This is a genomic window from Albimonas donghaensis (assembly GCF_900106695.1).
GTDB classification, from domain to species: Bacteria; Pseudomonadota; Alphaproteobacteria; order Rhodobacterales; family Rhodobacteraceae; genus Albimonas; species Albimonas donghaensis.
In genome coordinates, this window is the sequence record NZ_FNMZ01000002.1 from 263,599 (window position 1) to 286,691 (window position 23,093).

Sequence of the window (23,093 nt, forward strand, 5' to 3'; positions counted from 1 at the left end):
CAGGAAACAGGCTTCTCGGCGACGTTGCTCAGGCGGCCCGCCAAGCTCACCCACGAACCACCGGACGCGCAATCCGCAGGGGCGACGCCCGCAGGCTCACACGCTTTGGACAGCGGACGGATCGCCTGAATGCGCGACGCCGCGTTTCCGCAAGGCCGCGCTCATCCATGAACCCAAAGGTGGACGGAGAGGTGGATGCCTTCGGCGCGCCACCACCTATCCCCTTGGAAATCATGCAATAAAAGGGGAGAGGTGGTGCCGGTGATAGGACTCGAACCTACGACCCCATCATTACGAATGACGTGCTCACTCGCTACGCTCCTGCCCGAAGGCAGTACCAGCTGAGCTAAATCACCCGCCACACCAGACACTTACAGGCTGACCGCAATTTTCATGATACCAGATACCGGCACGAGCTGAAAGGGCATTCAAAGAGCGGCTCATAGCCCGTGAGAGGCATTGTGTGACGGATTGTGTGACATGCCGTGAAGGCGTCCGCACCCTAAGCCCCCCGATAAACCTACCTTGGAGGGGGGACAGGAGGGGGGACGCGACTCGCCCCGCATTCCAATGGGGCCAAAGGATTTTCTCACATAAATTCAAACCTTTAGACGTCACTCTGAATGCAGGCAGCACCACAACATTTGACAAGCGCCAGAAAATTTAGTATAATACCTAGTAACCGAGTGTATCAGGCATCATTTATGCCCCCACTCAGGAACCACATCAAAGATAGACAATTGTACCCCCCTATGTCCCTGGGGGGAGATTCCTAGTATATATAGCGTATATATAGCCACTTATCACCTACTACTTATTACCTATTATCTATTATATATTATCTATATCAGTAGATCATTTATTTCACGGACACCCAATTATGCCAATCAACTATATCTCCCTCGACGACGCAAAGCGCCTCAGAGAGGCAGGGGATGAAGAGATAAGACAAACCATTTCAGCTCAGCCCCCTACCCTTTCCTACGCCCCAGCCGCTTGGGAGCGAGACAATACCCGAGACCGGCTAGATTTCTACAAGGGCCTGAACGCAGTAGGGCGGATCTTTGAAAGCAGTCGGGAGGCGACCGTCCTACTCATCCTCTCGATGGAGAGCATCCTTCGCAGAAAGGGCTATGTCGCATTCCACTGCAAAGCCTCACATTGGGAGCGTAGCGGCCTCAGCCGGAGAGTGGCTCAGAGGCTCCTAAAGGCGCTTGTGAGAGCCGGACACCTCACCCCCCGCGACCGCCAGGTGAGCAAGCGACCCAATACCTACGATGCCTCTCAGGCCTTCCTAGACGCCATCCCGCAATGCCCCGAAGGACAGGCTGAAGGGTTGCTGATTTCCGACCGCCCTTGGCAGCCAGTCATTCTAAAGGAAGCTCAATCGACCGAGGAACTGGAGAGCTACGGCCCCCGGAGCCGCCAAGCAGACATCGAGCGGACACGTCAGGAGGTCACTCGTCTCAATCAATGGCTTGAAGAGAACCGTCTTCGCATCGAGGGCTTGGACGACCTGCGCTTCCATAGGGCCTTCCGACACTCCCTGAACTGGGGAGGACGTCTCTACGGGCAATTCACGAGCATGGATCGGGTAGATGACAGACCAAATGTTCGGATCGACGGACAACCCACTGAGGAAGCGGATCTCAACGGATCCTACCTCTCATTCTATCTGGCGATGAAAGGGCGCGAGGACATACCCGGCGACCCATATCAGCATGGCCAGTTAGCGCAATTTGAAAGGGCTTTCGTAAAATCGGTGACCGTCAGGCTGTTCGGGAGGGGGGAGTGGTGGTCACGTCGCTATCCTCAAGACATCTACGAGCTAAGCCGGGACTTGGGATACCCCGGCAAGCCACCCTCCTATCGAAGCTTCAAAGAGGCCATGTGCGCCACCTACCCCGAGCTTGAGGGATTTGCGGAGTTCAAGCCCACGCTGCGTATCGAAGTGGCTGAGAGCCGTGCCCTGCTCGACACCCTCGACTGGCTGAGAGAACAGGGGGAAATCGGCCTCCCCATCCATGATGGCATCCGGGTTAGGACTGCGATCAAGACAAAGACCGAAGAACGATTCAGAATGGCCCGGAATCAAGCGGCACGCGCAATCGGCTAAACAGTCGAGCGACACAGGGATGCGGGGCTTACCACCTCGCACCCCTCCCCTCTGATTGAGGCAGAGCATAGAAAGCATCAGCGGTCAAACTCTTGGCCAAGCGTCAATTAGGGACAATTGCTCCACTCAATGATGCCCAAAAGGGACGGCGAAAGGTCAGACCAGACGCCTAGAGTGTGCTTGAAAAGGGGATTCATCGACGCTTGACATTAATTGCGTGGTGGTGAGACTTAACCTCGGATTGCAGTAAAATCCACCCTATGCCTTTGCGGCTTTTCACTCTAATAAATTAGGCAGCTCGCAAATGAGGAAAAGTCCACGCAAGCTTGCTGAAGCTTATCGAGCAAGGCTTCTAGTTATTTTTGTTATTACTACTGCGATCTCTGTAATAATATTTGGAATTTACTCGAAATCCGGCGCATTTTCGGCTAACTTGCACGGAGATAGCTGGGATGCCTTTCGTGCATCTGAGAGGAAGCTAGTTTTATCGGCCCCCCGGAGTGAGCGTCGCGCAATAGACCTAGGCATAGATATGGTCATCCGAAGCGGAACGCAGATATACGAGCTGGATGGCCTTAATTATAAAGAAATAAAATCTTTGATTATACCTGAATATCACCATGAAATTTCAAAACTTTCCAATAAATTGGATGCCATAGATAAAAAATTGATTAGATTATCAAATGATATCTCTAATGAAGTATCTATTTTGGCAAGGCACTCAGAATCCATACTGCGTCACGTGGATCAATTTGTCAAAAATCAGGAAAATATATCCGCACGATGCAATCACCCTCAATTTCCTCAAGCTGTTCGTGAATCATTTATTATATCCAATAATTCAAGCAGTGATATTGTTTTAGTAAGCAGTTTGTATACTTTTTTTCTGAGCGCACAATATCGAACTCAATGCACGCACTAACGCCCAATATACTCAAATTTAATACATCATTTGGAGATATTAGATTGGCACCTTTTACCGAAATTTCGATAGCTGTTGCAGACTGTTCTATTTACGATGGACTTTATATAAATAATATTCTCCTTCGTTATTTAGAAGAGGCTGAACCCATACCAAGTAAGTTAGTTACAAACTCAAGTCCAATGATTGGGCTGCACATGGATAAATCAACAATGATGGGCACTTACCCAGAAGTAAGCTTAAAAATTAATACACTGCGTGATGTTGAAACTAGCATCAATAGCGATAGGCGAAAAATTGTGGCGGAGATAGAAATTCTGCGCTCACTGCAGGGGTCAATTGAATAGAGCCAGGATTTATATGATCAAAATACCATCGATTCAGCAATGCCGATGGCGAAATCCACCATGAAGCGCAGCGACCCAAGCAAACCTAGTGCAGGCGTCCCTATAAGGCTCCGACAGGAACGCCTCGACGGGCACAGTCTCCAAGGCATGTGCGCCGCTACCGAGAACAGGGGGCGCGGGAATGGCGGATGAAAGTCCTTCTGCTTGGCGATTAACCCAGCTCATATTCTACGATCACCAAGCTTGCGTTGCATCGTCCAAGGTAGCTTCTGACCCTCTCCAGATCATAGCCTTTCCCATATCCCGACCCTACAGATCGCGCAGCACTCCATCCCCCAATCTGGTCAATCATGTCCATTGGAGCACCAACCTCCCTGAGCCGGTCTCTCATCGTATGCCGCATACAATGAGCCGTCTTCCCCTCGAACCTCCGCTTCAGCCATTTGCCAATCGCGTTGGAGGCATGCGTTGCCATCACCGTCCCGTCTCGCCAATAGCGCGGATAGAGAGCGTCCAGCTTGTCCCCTTCAGGATCGCGAGGGGAAGCCAGCAGACTAGCCGCCCGGAATGCCTCACCCACCAGCGGAACGCGCCTCTCGGATGCCTGGGTCTTCAGCCGTCTCCCTGAGTGCGGCCTTATCCATATGTGTGGGATCTCATGGTCGAGGAAAATGTCCTGCCACCGTAGACCGACGATCTCTGCCAGCCTCGCCCCGGTCTCCCCCAGCAAGGGAGCAAGCAGCGCCACATCAGACCCAGACGCAAACGCCTCGGCATAGGCCCGTGATAGTTCCGCCTTGGAGAACGTGCCCCGCATGACCGCATCCAGCCCCTCTCCCGGAACCCGGAGCTTGGAGAACGGATTGCGCCGCTCAGCATCGCACTCGGCATAGGCGAATTCCAGAAGGGCCTTGGCTGTGTTCATGCGTCGGCGGATAGTGCCGGTCTTCACCCCCCGACCTTGCAGCAAGCGCAGGAATGCCCTGGCATCGTCCCGATCGAAGGACCGCACGTCTTTATTTCCGGCAACATTTAGCAGCAATTCGGCTGTAAGCTGAGTGTGTTTCCCAAAGCTTGCGCCTTTGCCCGCCCCCCTCTCGTTCAGGTAGGCCCCGACAGCATCCAGTAGCGTGAAGCTCTTGGGAGCCACCGTAGAGACCAACTGCGCGAGTTCCACGGGACAAGGCTCAGGAGATGCCCAGATCGCCTCCAGCTTGGCGCTCAGCCTCTCTGAGAGGAACTGTGCACGAGATGCCTCCGTCCCAAGCGAGACCCTGACGAAAGCCTTGCCGAAGCCCTCGACGGCCCGTGCCGGAACCCTGCGGCTGTAAACGAAAGAGTTGCCGCGCCGAATGATGTGTGACGGATTGCGTGACATGCCGCAGCCTCACCTCAAGGATTCACCTTGCGGATCAGCTGCTTGCTGGTGGGAGGTGGTGCCGGTGATAGGACTCGAACCTACGACCCCATCATTACGAATGACGTGCTCTACCAGCTGAGCTACACCGGCGCCGGCCGCGGAAGTAGCCGAGGCCGCTCCGCTTGGCAAGGGCTGCGATGCCCATGCAGGCCCTTTCCTCGAAAGGAAAAGGCCGCCCCGCCGGTCAGGCGGGACGGCCCCTGTTCAAGCCGCCCGGGCGATCAGAACTTCCACTCCACCCGCAGCGAACCGGCATGACCGGAATAGCCGTCGCCGAAGGCGCCGTCATAGCGCAGACCCACGTCCAGACGCTCGGTCGCCGCGAAGCTGATCCCGGTCGAGACCCGCGCCGCCACATCCGCCACCGGCGTGGCGCTGGAGAAGCCCCCCGCCGCCGTCGCGCTCGCGAACCGCGCCGTCGCCACATAGGCGTCGGAGGTCGAGAAGCTGACGCCCGCCGTGCCCCAGAGGGTCATCGTGGTCGCCTCGCCCAGACCGAAGCCCCGCGCGATCCCGATGGAGGGGGTGGCGCGGAAAGCGGTCTCGGACGAATCCTCCACCTTCAGGTCGAAGGCGCCGGCCCCGGTCTCCCGGTAGCCGTCGGCGGCGGCGTGAATCAGGTCGAGGTCCAGCGCCGGCGTCACCAGCGTGCCGCCGAAGCGGAGCCCGTAGTCGATCCGCCCGCGCAGCGCCGCCGACCAGGCGGCGTATTCGCCCCGCGCCGACAGCGGCCCGGACGCGCCCGTCGTCGACCGCGTCACGTCGTGGACGCCGAAGCTGCCCCCCGCCGCCAGCGTCACCGCCATGTCGCCATAGGCCCGCGTCGCCGAGACCCCCAGCGTGGCGCTGTCGCCGTCGCTGTCGGCCCCGCCGTCGCCGTTGAAGCTCGACTGCTCATAGCTGGCCATGACGCCGAGGGTCACGTCCTCGGACACCGGCTGACGCAGCCCCAGCGCCATCGAGAAGACCGCGCCGTCATAGCCCGTGGCCCCGCCCCGCCCGTCCTGCTCCAGCGACCGCCCGGAGGTCTGGGCGATCACGCAGCGTCCGCCGATGGAGGCCCGGCGATCCCAGGCCGCGTCCCCGCAGGACAGCAGGCTGTCGAAGCGGGACTGGCTGAGCTCGATATTCGCCGCCGCGGCGGCCAGCGAGGCCCCCGGCGTCAGCGCGTCCAGCGTCGCGCCGAAGCTGGACGCGTCCAGCGCCACCGCGGCGTCGAGATCGCCGAAGGTCTCCCCGTAGGTCTGGTCCGAGCTTTCGAACACCGCCTCCAGATACCGGCTCATCTCCTTCTGGCTTGCGTTGAGGCCGAAGCGCTTCTGGTCGAAATCGGCCATGATCGGGCCGATGGTCAGGCCGTCCGCATGGACCTGCTGGCCGTAGGTGAACAGCTCCGAGCGGATGCTGTCGAAGCCGCCCGAGACGGTCCCGTCGACCGCGATCAGGTCGAAGACCGCGCCCTTGAGCACCGCGCTGGGCGCGATGCTCAGCTTGCCGTCCAGGTCCGCGTCGCCCTTCACCCGCAACGCGTCGCCGCGCTGCCGCACGAAATCGACCACGGCGGTGGTCTCGCCGCTCGCCGACTGGGTGAAGTCCCCGTCGATGGTCAGCGCGCTGGCGCCGTCGCTGCCGCCGATCAGCATCTGGCCGTGGTTGACCACATCCGCCCCGTAGCGCGACGCGCCCGAGAGCAGGCCGCCGCGGCGGTTGACCAGCCTCATCGCCCCCCGGCCCAGCGTCGGGGCCGAGGTCGCGGCCGCCGCGAGGCTGGTCGTCGAGGTCTGCCCCGCAAGGTCGAGGAACTGGGATCCGTCGGCGTAGTAGCCCAGCGTATCCCCGGCGATGTGACCGCTGTTGCTGACGGTCAGGCTGCTGTTGGCGTCGGAGGTCTCGCCCAGGTAGTAGACCGAGACGTCGCCGCCGGAGGTGATCGTGGCCCCCTCGCCGACGGTCAGGGTGTTGGCCCCGTCGCCGCCGTGGATCAGCACGCCGTAGCCCTGGTCCCCCGTGCCGCCGGTGACGTCGCCGTTGACCGTGACCGCGATGGTCTGGGTCGCGGCGGGACCGGGAACCACGTCGCCGAGGCTCTGCGCGAAGACGCCGACCGAGTTGCTCCCGGTCGCGGAAACCGAGCCGGAGGCCCCGACCGTCACCCTGACCGTGCCGCCGGCATTGGTGTCGCCGCTGTCATTGGAGGTGGCCGAGTACTTGCTCGCGTTGACCGGCTGCGTGGGGTCGCTGCCCCCGATGCCGCCGCCGCCGCCGATCGACTGGGCGATGACGCCGTAGGCGCCGTCGCCGAGAGTGGTCAGGTCGTCTTCGACATCCACGGTGACCGCTCCGCCGTCGCCCGCGGTGAGCTGTCCGCCCTCCAGGCTGGCGCTCACATCGAAGACGACGAGATTCACACCGTGCTCGAAGCTGATCGCGCCGCCGAGACCGCCGCCGCCGCCGATCGACTGGGCGACGATGCCGTGCGAACCCTCACCCTGGGTCGTCAAGGATCCGGAGTTCGTCTTCAGCGTGACGTGGACGTCGCCCGCGTGGCCGACGCCGTAGCGCCCCCCCAGCACGAGACTGTCAAACATGCCGCCGCGGGTGGACAGGATGCCGCCTCCCATGCCGATGGACTGCGCCACGATGCCGATGGAGCGCGCCCCGGCGGTGCCGCTGGTCCCTCCGAAGCCGACGCTCACGGAGACGTCGCCGCCGTTCATGTCGCCGTCGTAGCTTCCGTTGCGCACGGCGCCCAGCCGCGCCTCTCCGGCGGCCGTGTCCAGACGGGCCACGCCGCCGCCGCCGCCGATGGACTGCGCCACGATGCCATGGGCGTCGTCGCCATAGGTGTTCAGGTCGACGAAGTCGTCGATCGTGACCGTGCCGCCGGCGGCATTGTTGCCGCCCACCGCCTGGGTCCCGAGCTGGGCCGTGACGGTGGTCGCGGACGAGATGTCGGTGATCACGCCGCCCCCGCCGCCGATGGACTGCGCCAGAAGGCCGTAGGCCTCGTGCCCGGAGGTCTGCAGCTTCGGGCTGCCGCCCGATCCGTTGAGCTGCACGGTCACGGCGTCGCCGTACACGTAGTTCGAGTCTCCGCTGATCGTGCCCAGCGCCACCCGGGTTTCCGACGAAGTGCGGGACGCGTCGCGCGACGCGAAATCCGCCGCGCCGCCGCCGCCGCCGATGGACTGCGCCAGCACCGCGTCCGCGCCGCGGCCCTGGGTGGCCGTCTCCTTGGGCGCGACGAAGACCGTGCCGCCGACGCCCGCCGTGTTCGATGCGCCCAGCACCACCGGAACGACGCCGGTCGGGCCGCTCGCCCCGGCGTCGATGCCGGAATAGACGCCGCCGCCGCCGCCGATGGACTGGGCCGCGATGGCGCGCGCGAAGCGGCTGGCGGTGTTCACCTGGCCCGCCTGGGTCACGCTGACCGCAGCGGCGTCGCCGGTGGTCTGGTTGCTCGCGCCCAGGGTCACCTGGATCTCGCCGCCATCCAGCGCCGAGTCGTCCAGCGCGCCGGCCGCGAAGCCGCCGCCGCCGGCGATGGACTGCGCCAGCACGCCATGCGCGACCTGGCCGGTGGTGGCGATGACGGAGCCGCCTTCGAGCGTCACGGTGACGGTCGGGGTGTCCCCGCTGCCGCCATGCTCCGCCCCGCCGGCGCCGAGGGTCACGCCCGCCAGGCCGTTGGCCCCGGCGAAGCCGCCGCCGCCGCTGATCGACTGCGCCAGCAGGCCCGCGGCGCCGTCGCCCGCGGTCGAAAGGGTGAACTGCCCCTGCACGTTGACCGCCTTGCCGGTCCCCGCGCTCTTGCTCGTGTCGCCGCCGGCGCCGAGCCCGACCTCCACCGACAGGTCGTCGGGCGTGGCGTCGGGGTCATTGGCGTCGAAGGAGTTGCCGGTGGTCTCGACCCCGCCGCCGCCGCCGATCGACTGGAAGATCATCGCGTGAGAGAAATCGCCCAGCGTGACGACCGATGCGATGGCGTCGGCGGAGCCCACATGGATCTCGCCGCCATCCCCCGACACGCCGGGCTGGCCGTCGAAGGTCTCCCAGGACGGGATCTCGGCGCACATCTCGTCGGGCGTCAGCTCGGTCTCGTTGTCGCCGCCGATCACGGCCAGCGCCTGGGCCGCCCAGCCGCCGCCAATGTTGAGCTTCTTGCACACGGACCGCGTGGCGTCGCCGCCGATGCCGCCGCCGCCGCCGATGGTCTGCACGAAGATGCCGTAGGAGCCGACGCCCTGCGTGGTCACCTCGCCGTCGGTGAGCGCCAGCTTGATGTTTCCGCCGTTGCCCGAGGCCCCGCCGGAACCGCCCACCGCCACGAAGCTGCGGATCAGCGACAGGGAGGTGTCGGCGTTGCCGGCCCCGCCGTCGCCGCCGCCGCCGCCGGTCGACTGGGCGACCAGGCCCGAGGCGTGGTCGCCATAGGTGGCGATGGTCCCGCCGAAGCTGAAGCCGGTCCCGTCGCCATAGCCGATGTCGCCGCCGTCGCCGGCCGCGCCGCCGCGCCCGCCGATCATCAGGCGGAGGTCGAACTTGCCCTTGGCGTCCTCCTTGATCTCGTTGACTTCCTTGATGTAGCCGCTCTCGTCCGCGCCGGCGCCGCCGGTGGAGCCGCCGACGCCGCCGCCGCCGCCGATGGCCTGGAGGAAGACCCCGTCGGACCCCGCGCCATAGGTGGTCACGGAGCCTTCGATCAGGGCGTCGGTGATCGCGCCGCCATGGCCGCCGCCGGGGCCGTTGCGCCCCACGCCGAGGCTGACCGCGGCCGGCAGGAAGCTGGCGCCGAGGCCGACCGTGGCCCCCTGCGAGGCGCCGCCGCCGCCGCCCAGCGCCTGGAGCAGCACGCCCTTGGAGGCGTCGCCCAGGGTCACGACGCTGCTGTTCGGCTCCTGCGAATAGCTCAGCGCGCCGGCGTCGCCGCCCGATCCGCCCGTGCCGCCGATCGCGCCGGTGAAATTGAGCGTGGTCGGGGACTTCTTGTCCTCGTCCCCGCCTTCGCCGCCTTCGCCGCCCTCGCCGTTCGACCCGCCTTCGCCCTCGTCGTCATCGCCGCCGCCGCCGGGGATCTCGAGGTTGAACTTCTCGGCGCTGCCGGTCCCGCCGGTCCCGCCGCCGCCGCCGATCGAGGCCGCATGCACCGCGTTGGCGTAGTCGCCCTGGGTGACCACCCGGCCGGTGTCGAGCGCCACCGACACGTCGCCGCCCGCGCCGCCGCCGCCGGCATTGCCGCCGACGCCTATATTGACGGTGAAGGCCATCCGGTCCTCGCCGGTGGCCGGCAGGGTCAGCATGGCGCCCGAAGCGCCCGCGTCGCCGCCGATCCCGCCGCCGCCGCCGACCGACAGCGCAAGCACGCCGTTGGACCCGTCGGAGAGCGTGGTGATCAGGCTGTCGTCCAGGGCCACGTTGACCGAACCGCCATGGCCCGCATAGGCGCCCGAACCGCCGAGCGACAGGCTGACCTCGCCGTCGACCTGGGGCTCCTCGGTCGGAACGGTGGCGGTCACGGCCTTGGACGTGGCCGAGCCGCCCATGCCGCCGCCGCCGCCCACCGAGGCCGCGATCACGCCATGGGCGTTGGCCACCCCCAGGTCGTCGGCGTCGCCGGTGGTGATGTCGGCGCCGAAGAGCAGCGCCTCGGCCAGGCCGCCATCGCCGCCCGTCCCGCCCTTGCCGCCCACCGCGACGGCGGAGGAGAAGCCGACGCTCGCATCGAAGCTCGACGCCGCGCCGCCCGTGCCGCCGCCGCCGCCGACCGACAACGCCACCACGCCCGCGGCATGGCTGCCGGTGGTGGTGATCTGGGTCGCCGAGGTCTGCACATGCGCCGTCGCGCCGGCGCCGCCGGAATCGGCGCCCCCCGCGATGGCGAGCGAGGTCAGCGACACCGCGTCCGACGTGGCGTCGCCGCCCGAGCCGCCGCCGCCGCCCACCGACATGGCGATCAGGCCATGGGCGTTGCCGCCGCTGGTGGCGATGGCGTTGCGCCCGGCCTCGATGACGGCGGCGCCGCCGTCGCCGGCCGCGCCGCCGTCGCCGCCCACCGCGACCGCCGGGATGGAGCCGCCGCTGATCGAGAAGGTCGAGCCGCCGTCGCCGCCGCCGCCGCCCACCGACTGGGCCAGCGCGCCGTAGGCGTAGTCGCCCAGCGTGGTGATGTTGGCGAAGGAGCTGATCTGCACCCCGTTGGCCTGGGGGCTGGAGCCGCCCTGCCCGCCCACGGTGATGACCCCGGTCTCGTTGGCCACGCGCCCGCCGCCGCCCGAGATCGACTGGGCGTGAATGCCGATAGCCGACACGCCCGAGGTGGAGATGGCCGCCTGCTGGGTGACGCCCACATCGGCCGAATGCGCCCCGGCGCCGGCGTCGCCCGACACCGCGATCAGGCCGCCGCCATCGCCGACATTGCCGCCGCCGCCGCCGATGGACTGGGCGAGGATGCCGGACGAGAAATCGCCGAAAGTGGTGATCGAGACAGGCACGTTGACCGAAACCTCGCCCGCGTCGCCGCCGTCGGAGGAATCGTGGGAGCTGTTGCCGAACAGCACGAAGGCGCCCTGGGAGTTCCCGCCCGAACCCCCGATGGACTGCGCGACGATGCCTTCCGAATAGTCGCCATGCGTGGTGATCGATCCGCCGCCTTCATAGTCCGGGGGCGCAGGATAGGCGATGTCGTTCCAGTAGACGCTGCCGTCGACCTGGACGAAGCCGGCATCGCCGCCCGACCCGGCATAGGCGCTGCTGAAATCCGCGAAGCCGCTGGAGGCGATCTGCTGACCGCCCGAGCCGCCCTTGGTGATGGCCACCACGCCGTCAGAGTCCACGCCATTGGTGGAGATCGTGCCGTTGACGCCCACGAGGGCTTCATAGGTGATCCCGCCATCGGCGCCGTAGCCGGCGTTCTCTCCGTTGCCGCCGGTTCCGCCTTCGGTGATCGCCACGATGCCGGCCATCCCGTCGCCGCTGGTGGTCACCGCGCCGAGATTGTACACGTTCGCCGAGCTGGCGGCGCCGCCTCTGCCGCCGCGCTGATCGGTGGTGTTGGTGACGGTGTTGGCCGACTGCCCGCCATCGCCCCCGCGGGAGATGGCGACGAGCCCCCCCGACACGCCGTCACCGTCCACGACCGCCGAGGTCATGCTGGCGGTGACGGAGCCGACATTCTGGATCGAGGCGCTCTCGGAGGAGCCGCCATCGGCGCCGTTGCGGTCGCCGTCGTCGGAATATCGGCCGTCCCCGCCCAGGGAGGTGGCCGAGATGCCGCGCACGCCGTCGCTCATCGCGCCGGAGCCCTGGCGGGTCGCGGTGACGGTCACCGTGCCGTTGTTGAGGGCCATCGACTGTTCGGCCTGGCCGCCGACGGCGCCGTTGGAACGCTCGTCCGAGCCCTCGCCCCCGATCGACTCCGCACCGATGCCCCAGACGAAGGACGAACTGGTTCCGCTGACGGTGACGTAGCCGTCATTGGTGAGGGTGACGTTGTGCCCGATTCCGCCGGTGCCGCCCTTCTGGGCGTAGGTGGCGTCCTTGTCCTGCCAGCCGCCCTCGCCGCCGACGCTGGTGGCGTAGAACCCGACCATGCCGTTGGCGAGCGTGCCGGAGACCGCGATCGATCCGCTGGCGCTGTTGGTGGCGATGACCTCGCCGCCGTCGCCGCCCCGGCCGCCGTCGCCGCCGCCGATCACCGTGTCGTCGGCATCGGCGCCGCGGCCGCCCTGAGAGCGCACGAAGACGCCGTAGGCCACGCCCGGATTGTCGCCGACCCCGTGACGGCGGGCATCGATGGCGGGGGGCGAGCTGGGCGCGCCCTTGGTGACCTGGCCGCTGTTGTTGAGCGTGACGCCGCCGCCGTTCAGCCCGACATAGCCGTTGCCGTTGCTGTCGTTCCCCGATCCGTCGCCGGCGGTCAGGCTCAACATCAGGGTGACGTAGTTGCTGTCCGTCCCATACATGTTCAGGCCGCTGTTGAGCGTGTAGAGCGCGGGCGGAGCCGAACCGGCGCTGGCGACCCACTCCTCGACCAGCGAGTCGTAGCCGTTCGTGCCCGAGGTGTTGCAGGCCTGCGTGGCGTAGGCCGACGGCGTCGGACAGGACGTGTAGGGGCTTGCGAAACCGGGCGCGGCCAGGATCAGGGCCAGGCCGGTGCTCGACAGCATCAGCGCGGGGCGCGAGCCGGAGCGGGGGGCGCGCGGCTTGCGGGCGCGCAGCATCAGGGCGTCGTCCGCGACGCGGTACGCTAGGGTCATGTCGTGATGTGCTCCAAGAAATCCGGACGGTCCGACGCGTCCGTGTCGCCGGGCCCGCGGCCCGCGACGATCAGGCGGCGATGCGGCTCGTCAGGCTCCGCAAGGAACCGGTCCGCATCGGACCGCCGACCTCGCATCGCGCGCGCGGGCGCGCCGCCCTTGGATCGCAAGCGGTTCCGCAAGGCGCGGACCCTCCGCCTTTGAATTTCATTTCGATACGCACTGAAGCACCCCCAAGTACTTTCAAACGCTTTTATCGCCCACTCGGGAGCGACTATGAGTGCGCGTAGGGTCAACTCTCAAGAAGAATTTTCCGCCGGCCATGAGATCGCGCGCCATGTTCTTGCTTCGCCCGGCGTCGCGCCGCCGTGAAAACGCGAACGCCGCCGCCTTCGGGATGAAGGCGGCGGCGTCGGATTTGTTAACGCACGATTGACGAAATCGCCTGTCGCGCCCGGGCTCGGGGAGGCTCAGCTTCGGGCCGGCTCGCCCTCCGCGGCGTCGGCGGCGCCATCCTGCGCGGCCGGGCTGGCCTCGCCCTCGATCGGGGCGTCCGGGTCGGCCTGCGCGGCATCCTCCGGCGCGCGCCCCTCCAGCGAGGCGAGAATCACCGGCAGCAGGGCCATTTCGGCGGTGCGCGATTCCCCCGCGCCCGAGGGCTGTTTCCAGCTAAGCGTATCCACCGCCTTGCATTCGCCGCAGACCGGGGACCAGGTCTCGTGGACATGGCCGCAGTTCTCGCAGGTCCAGGCCTCGCCGCGCGGCGCCGACAGCGCCTTGGCCAGCCAGGCGCGGACCACGTGGTCGTCGGCGCCCATGCCGCGCTCCGCCGCCGCCATGATCGCCAGGGTCCGGGTGGTGGGCCGGGTCTGGGGAAGATCGCCCAGCGCCTTGCGGGCGGCGGGGAAATCCTCGGCGGCGAGGGCCAGCTCGGCCTCCAGCAGCTTCGATTCCACGTGGTCGTGGTTCTCGGCGGTCAAGGCGCGGAAGCGCTTGCGGCGGGCTTCCGGGGTCTCCTCGGGGTGGAGCGCGGCGAAGGCCGCGGCGAGGTCGGGATGCGGCGCCAGCTTCCAGGCCTGACGGAGGATCTTCTCCGCCTTGGCCGGCTGGCCGTCGCGACCCAGCTGCGCGGCGGCCGCCACCGCGGCCGGGGCCAGGGCCGGGGACCGCTTCTGCGCCTCCAGCGCCGCGTCGCGGGCCCGGGTCTCGTCGCCCGCTTCCAGCGCCGCGCGGGATTCCGCCAGCGCCAGCACCGCGTCGCGCCTTGCGCCGACTTCGCGGGGCAGCGCGCCGGTGCGCACCTCCGCCGCCAGCGTGCGGCGGGCCGACGCCCAGTCCTCGGAGCCGGTCTGCAGGTCGAACAGGCGGGACATGACCTCGCCGTCGCGGGGCCGCAGCGCGAAGGCGCGTTCGGCCAGCTTCAGGGCGCGGGCGTCGTCGCCCTTCTCCTGCGCCTGCTCCAGCAGCCCGCGCACGCCCAGCGCCTGGGTCCTGGGATTGCGGGCGAGCGCCTTGTAATAGGTCTCCGCCCGGTCCTGCTGACCGGCCTGGCGCGCGGCCTGGGCGGCGAGGATGTTGGCCAGCTCCGGCCGGTCCAGCATCCGCCCCGCCCGCTCGGCCTTGGCCAGCGCCTTGCGCGGGTCGTTCTCGGCCAGCGCGATCATGCCGTTGGTCAGCGCCTCCAGCCCCCGCCGCGTGCGCGAGCGGCCGAAGAAGCGGTGAATGGCGGTCTCGTCCCCGGTCAGGAACCGGATGGTGGCCACGGCCAGGCCGATCAGCTTCCAGGCGATCCACAGCGCCAGCACGGCGGCGAGGAACAGCGCCACGAAGGTCAGCGGGTCGAAGGCGTAGGCCCGGCCCGCCCAGGTGATCTCGATGCCGCCGGGGGTGTCGAGCAGCACGCCGATCCCATAGGCGACCGCGGCGGCGAGCGCCACGAACAGGGCGGTGCGCAGAAGCAGCCAGATCATCGCGCCGTTCCCTCCATACCGCGCCCTTCCAGGGCGCTCGTTATTGCGCCGTCCCGGCCCGAGCGGCCGGGGGCGGAGCGGGCCGGGGCCCGCGTCGTTTCAGTGACCGGCGCCGGGATCATCCGCCCAGCTCCGTGCGCCAGGCGGCGGCGGCCGACACGGCGGCCCGCCGGGCGCGGGCGTCGGCGAGCCAGTCGGCCATCGCCTCCTCGGCCGGCGTCGGAATGCCGTCGAGCGCGTCCAGCGCCGCGCCCAGGTCGCCGTCGCGCAGGGCGGCGGCGGCGCGGCCCAGTCTCGCCTCCAGCCCGTCGCCCTCCATCGCGTCCACCGGCACGCCGGACACGCGGGCCTTGAGCGACGCGGCGGCGCGGTCGAAGAAGCCGTCCCCGGCCTCGGCCAGCCCCTGCGCTTCCATCGCCCGGCGCCCGGCATCGGTGAAGCGCGCGCGCAGGGAGGAAAGCGTCGGCACGCCCCCGGCGGCGGCGTTGGCCAGCGCCTCGGGCGGCTCGGCATAGGCCGCGATCTCGCGGAGCGGTTCGGCGAAGGCCCGCCCCTCGTCCAGCGCCTGGCCGATGGCCCGGAAACCGGCGGCGAGCGTGGCGCGCTTCTCGGCGGCCTCGGCCTCCTCCTGCGCGGCGAGGGCGGCGGCTTCGGCGGCGGTGGCGCGCTCATCGAAGCGGGCCTCCGCGGCGTCGAGCCGGGAGGTCAGCGTATCCACCTTCTCCGACAGGCTAGCGGCCCGCTGGGAGGCGGAGGCCAGCGTCTGCGCCGCCTCGGGGGGCAGGGAGCCGAGCTCGGCCAGCGTGGCGGAGATCTGCTCCAGCTCGGCGCGCAGGCTGGAGATCGCGGACTGGTTGGCCTCGGCCATGTCCGATCCGCCGGCGCCCGCGGCGGGGCCGGCGCCTTCCAGCGCCTCCAGCCGGGCGCCGAAATCGTCAAGCCGCGCAGTGACCGGGCCCATGTCGGGCGCCGTCGGGGCGGCGGCTTCCAGCTCGGCGATGCGGGCGTCGAAATCGGCCTCCAGGGCGGCGAGATCCTCCGGGGTCACGGCGCTGGCGGGGGCGAGCGCCTCGGCCATCGACGCGGGCAGCATCGGGGTCACGCGCGGCAGCGCCCAGAGCGCGATGGCGGCGCCGACCAGCAGGATCACCAGGCCCTGCAGGGCGCGGGCGGCGAGGCTGCTGCGGCCCTGCTCTTCGTAGGCGGGCTCGTCCTCGGGCGGCTGGTCGTCGTAATCGGGAAGCGGGGCGGGCGCGGGCTCCGGCTCGGGATAGTCGTCGGCGACGGAGGCGTCCCGCTCGGTCAGCTCCGTGTCGGCGTCGAGGCCTGCGGCCAGCTCGGCCTCGCCGGCCGCGTCGGGATCCTCGGCGGGGACGGGATCCTCGACGGGGTCGCGATGGAGGTCGCCGGCTTCGGGGTCTGAATCGGGATGCTCGGAGCCGGCGATGGTCTCGACCGTGTCGGCCGGGGGCTCGACGATCTCGGCGTCGTGGACCGGCCCGGATTGGGGCCCGGACTGGAGATCGGATTCGGGATCGGAATGGGGGCCGGCCTCCGGATCGACGGGAACCGGCTCGGCGCCCGCGATCTCCTCGGCGGTGTTCTCGGCCCCGATGTCCGGGCGCTGGCCCTCGGCAGGCGTCATGGCCTGCGTGTCGGGTCCGTCGTCCGGTTTCTTCTCGTTGGTCATCTCGCGGTCCTGTCTTCCCCTGGTCGCCCGGCCTCGGCGCAGGGTCGAAACTATGGGATCGCCGGCCGACAGAACAAGGCGCCGCGGTGCGGCGAACCGCGCCGGCGACGGATTCGGTCACGAGCCTAACCCAATCCCGGGACGGTTGGCGCGGTTTCACGAGGGGGCGTGCGGATATGCGACGTTTTCGGGCGGGCGCGCCGCGGCGGGGGCGGCCGGGGCGGTCGCCTCAGCGTCCCGAGACGTCCCGCGCCGCGGCCCGGATCGCCTCGCGCATCGCCGGGCCGGCGGGGGCGACGGCCACCCGCAGCGCCGCGAAGCCCATCGCGCGCAGGGGGGCGGCGGCGGCGGCGCTGATCGCGACGGCGGCGACGGCCCGCAGGTCGAAACGGTCGTCCAGCAGGCGGGCGAGCTGCCGGGCCGCGCGGGGCGAGAAGGCGGGGACCACCGTCACCTCGCCCGCGTTCAGCGCCCGGATCGCGGCCTCGGGCAGCGCGGTTTCCAGGCGCATCTCGTAGACGACGCTCTGCGTGAAGGCGAAGCCGGCGGCGGCGAGCGCGCCGGCGAGGTCCGCGGTTCCCTGCCGCCCGCGCAGGTGCAGAAGCCGCGCCCCGGCCGGCGCTCCCGCGGCGATGCGGCGGGCGAGCGCGGCGGCGTCGCCTTCGCCCGCGCGGATGTCGGCGAAGCCGGCGGCGCGGGCGGCGGCGGCGGTGGCCTCGCCCACGCACCAGCAGGGCGCGGCGCGCAGCTCCGGGGCCTCGGGCGCGCAGCGGGCGGCGTTGGCGGAGGTCAGCACCACGGCGTCGGGGCGGCCGTCCCACGCGGCCTCGATCGGCGGGGCGGCGGGCAGCGGCTCCAGGCGCATGACAGGGGCAGGAATCGGGACGAACCCCGCGGCGCGGGCCCAGGCCGACAGCTCCTCGTCCGCCGGCGCGGGCCGGGTGACCAGCAGGCCGGGGCGGCGCGGCGGGACGGCGGCGCCTGTCGGCCCATGCGCCTCGTCCGCCACGGCGCGGCTCAGCCGAGACCGTCGAAGAAACCGACGCCGCCGCGGTCGCGCAGCTCGGCGGCGGCGTCGGCGCCCAGGGCGGCGGCGTCGGCGATGGGCCCCTCGCGCTCCGTGGCCAGGCGTTCGGACCCGTCGGGACGGATGATCTCGCCCCGCAGACGCAGGCGGGCGTCGGGCAGCAGCGTGGCGTAGCCGCCGATGGGCGTCCGGCAGGACCCGTCGAGCCCCGCCAGGAACGCCCGCTCCGCCGCCAGCTGATGCGTGGTGTCGGCGTCGTTCAGCGAGGCCAGCAGGGCGGAGACCACGTCGTCCCCCGCCCGCTGTTCGATCCCGATGGCGCCCTGGGCGACGGCGGGCAGCATGTCCTCTGGCGCGATCCCGGCCTCGGCCAGATCCAGCATCCCCAGCCGGCGCAGCCCGGCGACGGCGAGGAAGGTGGCCTCGGCCACCCCGTCCTCCAGCTTGCGCAGGCGCGTCTGCACGTTGCCGCGGAACTCGACGACCTTCAGGTCTGGCCGCCGGTGCAGCAGCTGCGCGCGCCGGCGCAGCGAGGACGTGCCCACCACCGCGCCCTGCGGCAGCGCCGCGATGGCGGCGTGGCGGAGCGACACGAACGCGTCGCGGGGGTCCTCCCGCGGCAGGTAGGTGGTCAGGACCAGTCCCTCGGGCTGCTCCACCGGCATGTCCTTCATGGAATGCACGGCGAGGTCGATGCGGCCCTCGGTCAGCGCCTCCTCGATCTCCTTGGTGAACAGGCCCTTGCCGCCGATCTCCGACAGCGCGCGGTCCTGGACCCGGTCGCCGGTGGTCTTGATCGGCACGATCTCCAGCGCCTCGGGCGGCAGGTCGTGGGCGGTCATCAGCCGGCGGCGGGTCTCCTCGGCCTGGGCGAGGGCGAGGGGCGAGCCGCGGGTGCCGATGCGCAGGGGCGCGTCGGCGGAGGGCGGGGCCGCGACGGGGCCGCGGGCGGAGGCGGGGGCGGGAGCGCTGGTCATCCGGCGGTGTTAACCGGCGGGGGAGCGGCGCGCAATGCGGGCGAGGGAGCCGCGCGCCATCGGTTGCGAGGGCGGTGACGGGGCGCCCGCGCGGCGCTGGACCGTTGCGCGGGTCGCGACGCCCCCGGGCGGCGCCCCCCCGTATCAGGCGGCGCCCGCAGCATCAGGCGGCGCCCGCCGTGTCGGCGGGACCGGAAAGGCGCGCAGCAGGGCGTGCGCCGCGCCGTTCCCGGCCCCCGTTCCCCGCCGCGGCCCGACCTCGCGCGGGGTTTCGCGACGAGGCGGGGCCGGTTTCTCCCGGACGCCGGCGCCTCCCGCCCCCGGCCCGGGAAGGCATGTCCGGCCCTCGCCCCCTCTCGCCTTCCCGGGCTTCGCCAGGCGCCCGGCCGCCCCGCCGCGCGGGCGCCCCGGCGCCGCCCTCGGGCCGGTCGTCGCGCGGCGCCCTCGCCGGCCCTCCCCCCCCGCGCCAACGCCTGCGCGATTGCCTCCCCGTCCGGCCGGTGCTAGCCGGGCGCCACGCCCCCGCCCACTCGATCCCGCCCACTCGACCCCGCCCACTCGACCCCGCCCGCAAGTCGCCCGAACGGAGACCCGCGCCCGCCATGCCCTCCGCCCCGCACGACGCCGTCACCCTGCTCGGCCTCGAGTCCAGCTGCGACGAGACCGCCGCCGCCGTGGTCCGCGCGCGCCTGCGCGACGGCGTTCCCCAGGGGCCGGGCGAGATCCTGTCCTCCGTCGTCTTCGGCCAGGCCGACCTGCACGCGGCCTTCGGCGGCGTCGTCCCCGAGATCGCCGCCCGCGCCCATGCCGAGCGCCTGGACATCGCCGCCCTCCGCGCGCTGGAGGAGGCCGGGACCCCGCTCGCCTCGCTCGACGCGGTGGCCGCGACCGCCGGTCCCGGCCTGATCGGCGGCGTGCTGGCGGGCGTGATGTGCGGCAAGGGCATCGCCATGGGCGCGGGCCTGCCCTTCGTCGGCGTCAACCATCTGGCCGGCCACGCGCTCACCCCCCGCCTGACCGAGGGGCTGGCCTATCCCTACCTGCTGCTGCTCGTCTCCGGCGGGCATTGCCAGATCCTCGCGGTGCTGGGGCCCGAGCGTTTCCGGCGGCTGGGGACCTCCATCGACGACGCCCCGGGCGAGGCCTTCGACAAGACCGCCAAGCTGCTCGGCCTCGGCTATCCGGGCGGGCCGGAGGTGGAGCGGGCGGCGAAGACCGGCGACCCCTACCGTTTCGCCCTGCCCCGCCCGCTGCTGGACCGGCCCGGCTGCGAGATGTCGTTCTCCGGCCTCAAGACCGCGCTGCGGCGGGCCCGCGACCGGCTGGTGGAGGCGCAGGGCGGGATCACGCCGCAGGACCGCGCCGATCTGTGCGCCGGGTTCCAGGCGGCGACGGCGGAGGTGCTGTCGATCAAGACCGCGCGCGCCATGGACGCCTTCGCGGTGGATTACGCCGCGGACCTCGCCGCGGCGGGGACGGAGGCTCCCACGCTTGCAGTAGCCGGAGGGGTCGCGGCCAACACCCCCCTGCGCGCCGCGCTGACCGCGGCCTGCGCGGCGCGCGGCTGGCGCTTGTCGGCGCCGCCGCTGGCGCTGTGCACCGACAACGCCGCGATGATCGCCTGGGCGGGCGCCGAGCGGCTGTTGCGCCACGGGCCCGACCCGATGGACCTGCCCGCCCGCCCCCGCTGGCCGCTGGACCGCGAGGCCGCGCCCCTGATCGGCTCCGGCCGCAAGGGCGCCCGCGCCTGATCCCTGATCCCTGATCTCTGATTGCTGGTCACGGGAATCGCCGGCGGCGCCTCCCGTCCTCGCGCGCTTCCCCGATTGCGGGGGGGGGAGCGCCCAGAAGGGCCCAGCCAGGTCACTTAAAGGACGTCGTCCATAAATTTGATTGACTCCGTCCTCTAATTCCCGCCCCTTGCCCGGATGACCCACCCCGCCCCAAGCCTCGCCGAGATCGACGCGGTCCGCCGCTTCAACCGCTTCGCCACCGCCCAGGCGGGGGCGCTGAACGCCGCGCTGCTCGGCTCGGGCCGCAGCCTGGCGGAAGCCCGCGTGCTGTGGGAGCTCGGCCACTCCCCTCCGCGCAGCGCCGCCCGGCTGGCCGAGGCGCTGGCGCTCGACCCCGCCTATCTCGCCCGCATTCTGCGCCGCTTCCGTGAGGCCGGGCTGGCCGAAGCCGTCCCGGACCCGGCCGACGCCCGCGCCCGCATCGCGCGCCTGACCCCGGCCGGCGCCGCCGAGCTCGCCGGGCTCGAGGACGCCGCCCGCGCCGAGGTCCGCGCCCGGCTGGCCCCGCTCTCCGCCGCCGATCGGACCCGTTTGCTGACGGCGATGGCGCAGGTGGAGCGCGGGTTCGCCCCGTCCGCCCGTCCGGCCCCCGAACCGACCGCCGAAGAAAAGGTCCGGCTGCGCGCGCCCGGGCCGGGAGACATGGGCTGGGTCGTCTCCCGCCACGGCGCGCTCTACGCCGCCGAGTTCGGAATGACCGCGGCCTTCGAGGCGCTGGTGGCGCGCATCAGCGCCGATTTCATCGAGACCGCCGCCCCCGAGACCCATCGCGGCTGGATCGCCGCGCGGGGCGAGACCCGGCTGGGCGCGGTGTTCCTCGTCCCCGGCGACCCGCTGGACGGCGCCCCGGCGGACGCGCCGCCCCGCCGCCGGGCGGGAAAGCTTCGGATGCTGCTGGTGGAGCCGGAGGCGCGCGGTCTTGGCCTCGGCCGCCGACTGGTGTCGACCTGCATCGAGACCGCCCGCGCCCTGGGTTATCCGCGTCTCGACCTGTGGACCCATGACATGCTGACCGCGGCGCGCGCGCTCTACGCCGCGGAGGGCTTCGCGCGGGTTTCCTCGGCCCCGCACGAGGGTTTCGGCGTCCGCACGATGGAGGAGGTCTGGCGGCTGGATCTCGTCGCGGCGACCGCCCCCCTAACCGACCCCGCCTAACCGCCCCCCTAACCGACCCCGGCTAGAGGTGGTCCACCGGCAGGGCGGTGGTGAATTTCAGCTCCTCCATCGAGATCGAGGACGAGATCTGGCTGAAATCCATCCGCTCGATCATCGCCTTGTAGACCAGGTCGTAGGCGGCGATGTCCGGCACCACGACCTTGAGGATGTAGTCCACGTCGCCGGTCAGCCGGTAGGCCTCGGTGATCTCCGGAATCGCCTCGATCAGGGCGCGGAAATCGTCCAGCCAGGTCTTGGCGTGGCTGGGCACCTTGACCGAGATGAACACCGTCATCGGCACATTGGCCAGCCGCTGATCCACCAGCGCCACCCGGGCGCGGATCACCCCGGTCTCCTCCAGCCGCTTGATGCGCCGCCAGCAGGGGGTGGGCGACAGGCCCACCTCCTCGGCGATGGAGGTGACCGGGCGGTCGACCTCCCGTTGCAGGATGTCGAGGATGCGGCGGTCGACCCCGTCGAAGACGTGGCCTTCCGCGCGATCGCCGCCGCGCCGGGGCTTGCCGGACTGGCTCATTCCCCGACGAATTCCACGACCGAGCCGCAGGCCTCGCGCGGGCCGACCGCCAGCCCCCGCGCGGTCTCCATGAAGGGGATCCCGCGCTGGTCGAAGATGGCGCGCACCGGCTTGAGATCCGGCGTGTCGACCCGCAGCACCGCGAAGGCGCCCCTGGGCGTGAGGGAGAAGTCCACCTCCGGATAGGCGGCGGCGAGCGCCTCGCGGGTCAGGACCTCGATCGGCGCCGAGGCCGGCCCGTCCGCCACCCCGGTGGAGACCACGGCCCCGCCGTCCACATGGCGGATCGAGCCCCCGGCGAAGAGCCGCGCGAAGGCCGCCGCCGCCCCGTCGGGATCGTCGCAGCCCGCCACCACGCCGGCGATGCCCTGGGCGCCGTTGGGATGCTCCAGCAAGGAGGGCACCCAGACCATGTCGCGGGTCTTGTGGCGGCACATGAAGACAGTGCCCAGCGGATATTCGTGGGGCAGGAACTTCAGCGTGTCGAAGCTGGCCATGCCCTCGGACCCGTCGGGCAGCGGCACGGGGCGGGAGAAGGAGCCGACCTCCTCGGTCTCGATCCCCTGCGCCGCCAGCCCCTCCCTGGCCGCGTGGGCGTCGTCGATGCGGCAGGCGACGGCGTGCAGGCCCTGGCCCTCGCGCTTGAGCATCTCGCGCCGGTCGGCGTTGCCGGGGACCTCGGCGATCATGCCCAGCAGCTCGAAATAGTCGTTGGGGAACATGATGGTGTGGTTGGCCGCGCCCTTGTGGGCCGAGTGCATGCCGCGCGGCGAGATGGTGAAGCCGAGACGCTCGAAGGCCTCGCAGCTTTCGTCGAGGTCGTTGACCATGAGGAAGACGTGATCGACGCCCTTCACCGGGTGGGTCATCTGGGGGATCTCCTGAG

General features: G+C 69.7%; 12 protein-coding genes and 2 tRNA genes. 4 read left to right on the plus strand and 10 right to left on the minus strand.

What is annotated here, in order from left to right; translation table 11 throughout:
• Window positions 1–253: 253 nt before the first annotated feature.
• A tRNA-Thr gene (locus BLV24_RS07170) sits at window positions 254–359 on the minus strand.
• Window positions 360–880: 521 nt separating this feature from the next.
• Here BLV24_RS07170 and BLV24_RS21490 point away from each other — a divergent pair.
• Together BLV24_RS21490 and BLV24_RS21495 are read left to right on the plus strand one after the other, a co-directional pair.
• The gene (locus BLV24_RS21490; protein ID WP_143040245.1) at window positions 881–2,116 is read left to right on the plus strand and encodes a hypothetical protein; all 1,236 of its coding nucleotides are present in this window, start codon (window positions 881–883) and stop codon (window positions 2,114–2,116) included.
• Between the two features lie 966 nt (window positions 2,117–3,082).
• The gene (locus tag BLV24_RS21495; RefSeq protein WP_176954666.1) at window positions 3,083–3,385 is read left to right on the plus strand and encodes a hypothetical protein; all 303 of its coding nucleotides are present in this window, start codon (window positions 3,083–3,085) and stop codon (window positions 3,383–3,385) included.
• A 211-nt stretch (window positions 3,386–3,596) separates the two neighbouring features.
• Here BLV24_RS21495 and BLV24_RS07180 read toward each other — a convergent pair whose 3' ends face one another.
• The 7 genes from BLV24_RS07180 to hemC form a co-directional block, all read right to left on the minus strand.
• Window positions 3,597–4,763, minus strand: a complete 1,167-nt coding sequence (locus tag BLV24_RS07180) for a site-specific integrase (protein WP_092680499.1) — start codon at window positions 4,761–4,763, stop codon at window positions 3,597–3,599.
• 56 nt (window positions 4,764–4,819) lie between these two features.
• Window positions 4,820–4,895: transfer RNA gene (locus BLV24_RS07185), tRNA-Thr, on the minus strand.
• 131 nt (window positions 4,896–5,026) lie between these two features.
• Window positions 5,027–13,060 (minus strand): autotransporter outer membrane beta-barrel domain-containing protein, encoded by an 8,034-nt coding sequence (locus tag BLV24_RS07190; RefSeq protein WP_092680500.1) that lies wholly within the window; start codon window positions 13,058–13,060, stop codon window positions 5,027–5,029.
• Between the two features lie 470 nt (window positions 13,061–13,530).
• Window positions 13,531–15,030, minus strand: a complete 1,500-nt coding sequence (locus BLV24_RS07195) for a heme biosynthesis protein HemY (RefSeq protein ID WP_092680501.1) — start codon at window positions 15,028–15,030, stop codon at window positions 13,531–13,533.
• 118 nt (window positions 15,031–15,148) lie between these two features.
• On the minus strand, window positions 15,149–16,720 hold the full coding sequence (locus BLV24_RS07200) for a COG4223 family protein (protein WP_092680502.1): 1,572 nt from the start codon (window positions 16,718–16,720) through the stop codon (window positions 15,149–15,151).
• A 229-nt stretch (window positions 16,721–16,949) separates the two neighbouring features.
• Window positions 16,950–17,729: a uroporphyrinogen-III synthase gene (locus BLV24_RS07205; RefSeq protein ID WP_176954667.1), complete on the minus strand. Its 780-nt coding sequence runs from the start codon at window positions 17,727–17,729 to the stop codon at window positions 16,950–16,952.
• An 8-nt stretch (window positions 17,730–17,737) separates the two neighbouring features.
• A complete protein-coding gene (gene hemC / locus BLV24_RS07210) occupies window positions 17,738–18,724 on the minus strand; it encodes a hydroxymethylbilane synthase (RefSeq protein ID WP_092680504.1) in 987 nt (328 codons plus the stop codon).
• Between the two features lie 602 nt (window positions 18,725–19,326).
• On the opposite strand from hemC, the gene tsaD reads away from it, so the two are divergent.
• Window positions 19,327–20,475, plus strand: a complete 1,149-nt coding sequence (gene tsaD, locus BLV24_RS07215; protein ID WP_092680505.1) for a tRNA (adenosine(37)-N6)-threonylcarbamoyltransferase complex transferase subunit TsaD — start codon at window positions 19,327–19,329, stop codon at window positions 20,473–20,475.
• A 177-nt stretch (window positions 20,476–20,652) separates the two neighbouring features.
• Complete coding sequence (locus tag BLV24_RS07220) at window positions 20,653–21,672, plus strand: bifunctional helix-turn-helix transcriptional regulator/GNAT family N-acetyltransferase (RefSeq protein ID WP_092680506.1); 1,020 nt, start codon at window positions 20,653–20,655, stop codon at window positions 21,670–21,672.
• A gap of 22 nt (window positions 21,673–21,694) precedes the next feature.
• Here the strand turns inward: BLV24_RS07220 and BLV24_RS07225 are convergent, their stop codons facing one another.
• Both BLV24_RS07225 and BLV24_RS07230 read right to left on the minus strand, forming a co-directional pair.
• Window positions 21,695–22,207, minus strand: a complete 513-nt coding sequence (locus tag BLV24_RS07225) for an Lrp/AsnC family transcriptional regulator (protein ID WP_092680507.1) — start codon at window positions 22,205–22,207, stop codon at window positions 21,695–21,697.
• Window positions 22,204–23,076, minus strand: coding sequence for a VOC family protein (locus BLV24_RS07230; RefSeq protein WP_092680508.1), 873 nt, complete (start codon window positions 23,074–23,076; stop codon window positions 22,204–22,206). The genes BLV24_RS07225 and BLV24_RS07230 overlap by 4 nt, the downstream gene beginning before the upstream one ends.
• Window positions 23,077–23,093 lie beyond the last annotated feature (17 nt).

What these genes read in the sequence shown, in the direction of transcription:
- BLV24_RS21490 (WP_143040245.1), top strand. Translation starts at nt 881, where the DNA reads ATGCCAATCAACTATATCTCCCTCGACGACGCAAAGCGCCTCAGAGAG.
- BLV24_RS07230 (WP_092680508.1), bottom strand. Translation starts at nt 23,076, where the DNA reads ATGACCCACCCGGTGAAGGGCGTCGATCACGTCTTCCTCATGGTCAAC.
- BLV24_RS07225 (WP_092680507.1), bottom strand. Translation starts at nt 22,207, where the DNA reads ATGAGCCAGTCCGGCAAGCCCCGGCGCGGCGGCGATCGCGCGGAAGGC.
- BLV24_RS07190 (WP_092680500.1), bottom strand. Translation starts at nt 13,060, where the DNA reads ATGACCCTAGCGTACCGCGTCGCGGACGACGCCCTGATGCTGCGCGCC.
- tsaD (WP_092680505.1), top strand. Translation starts at nt 19,327, where the DNA reads ATGCCCTCCGCCCCGCACGACGCCGTCACCCTGCTCGGCCTCGAGTCC.
- BLV24_RS07220 (WP_092680506.1), top strand. Translation starts at nt 20,653, where the DNA reads ATGACCCACCCCGCCCCAAGCCTCGCCGAGATCGACGCGGTCCGCCGC.
- BLV24_RS07200 (WP_092680502.1), bottom strand. Translation starts at nt 16,720, where the DNA reads ATGACCAACGAGAAGAAACCGGACGACGGACCCGACACGCAGGCCATG.
- hemC (WP_092680504.1), bottom strand. Translation starts at nt 18,724, where the DNA reads ATGACCAGCGCTCCCGCCCCCGCCTCCGCCCGCGGCCCCGTCGCGGCC.
- BLV24_RS07195 (WP_092680501.1), bottom strand. Translation starts at nt 15,030, where the DNA reads ATGATCTGGCTGCTTCTGCGCACCGCCCTGTTCGTGGCGCTCGCCGCC.
- BLV24_RS07180 (WP_092680499.1), bottom strand. Translation starts at nt 4,763, where the DNA reads ATGTCACGCAATCCGTCACACATCATTCGGCGCGGCAACTCTTTCGTT.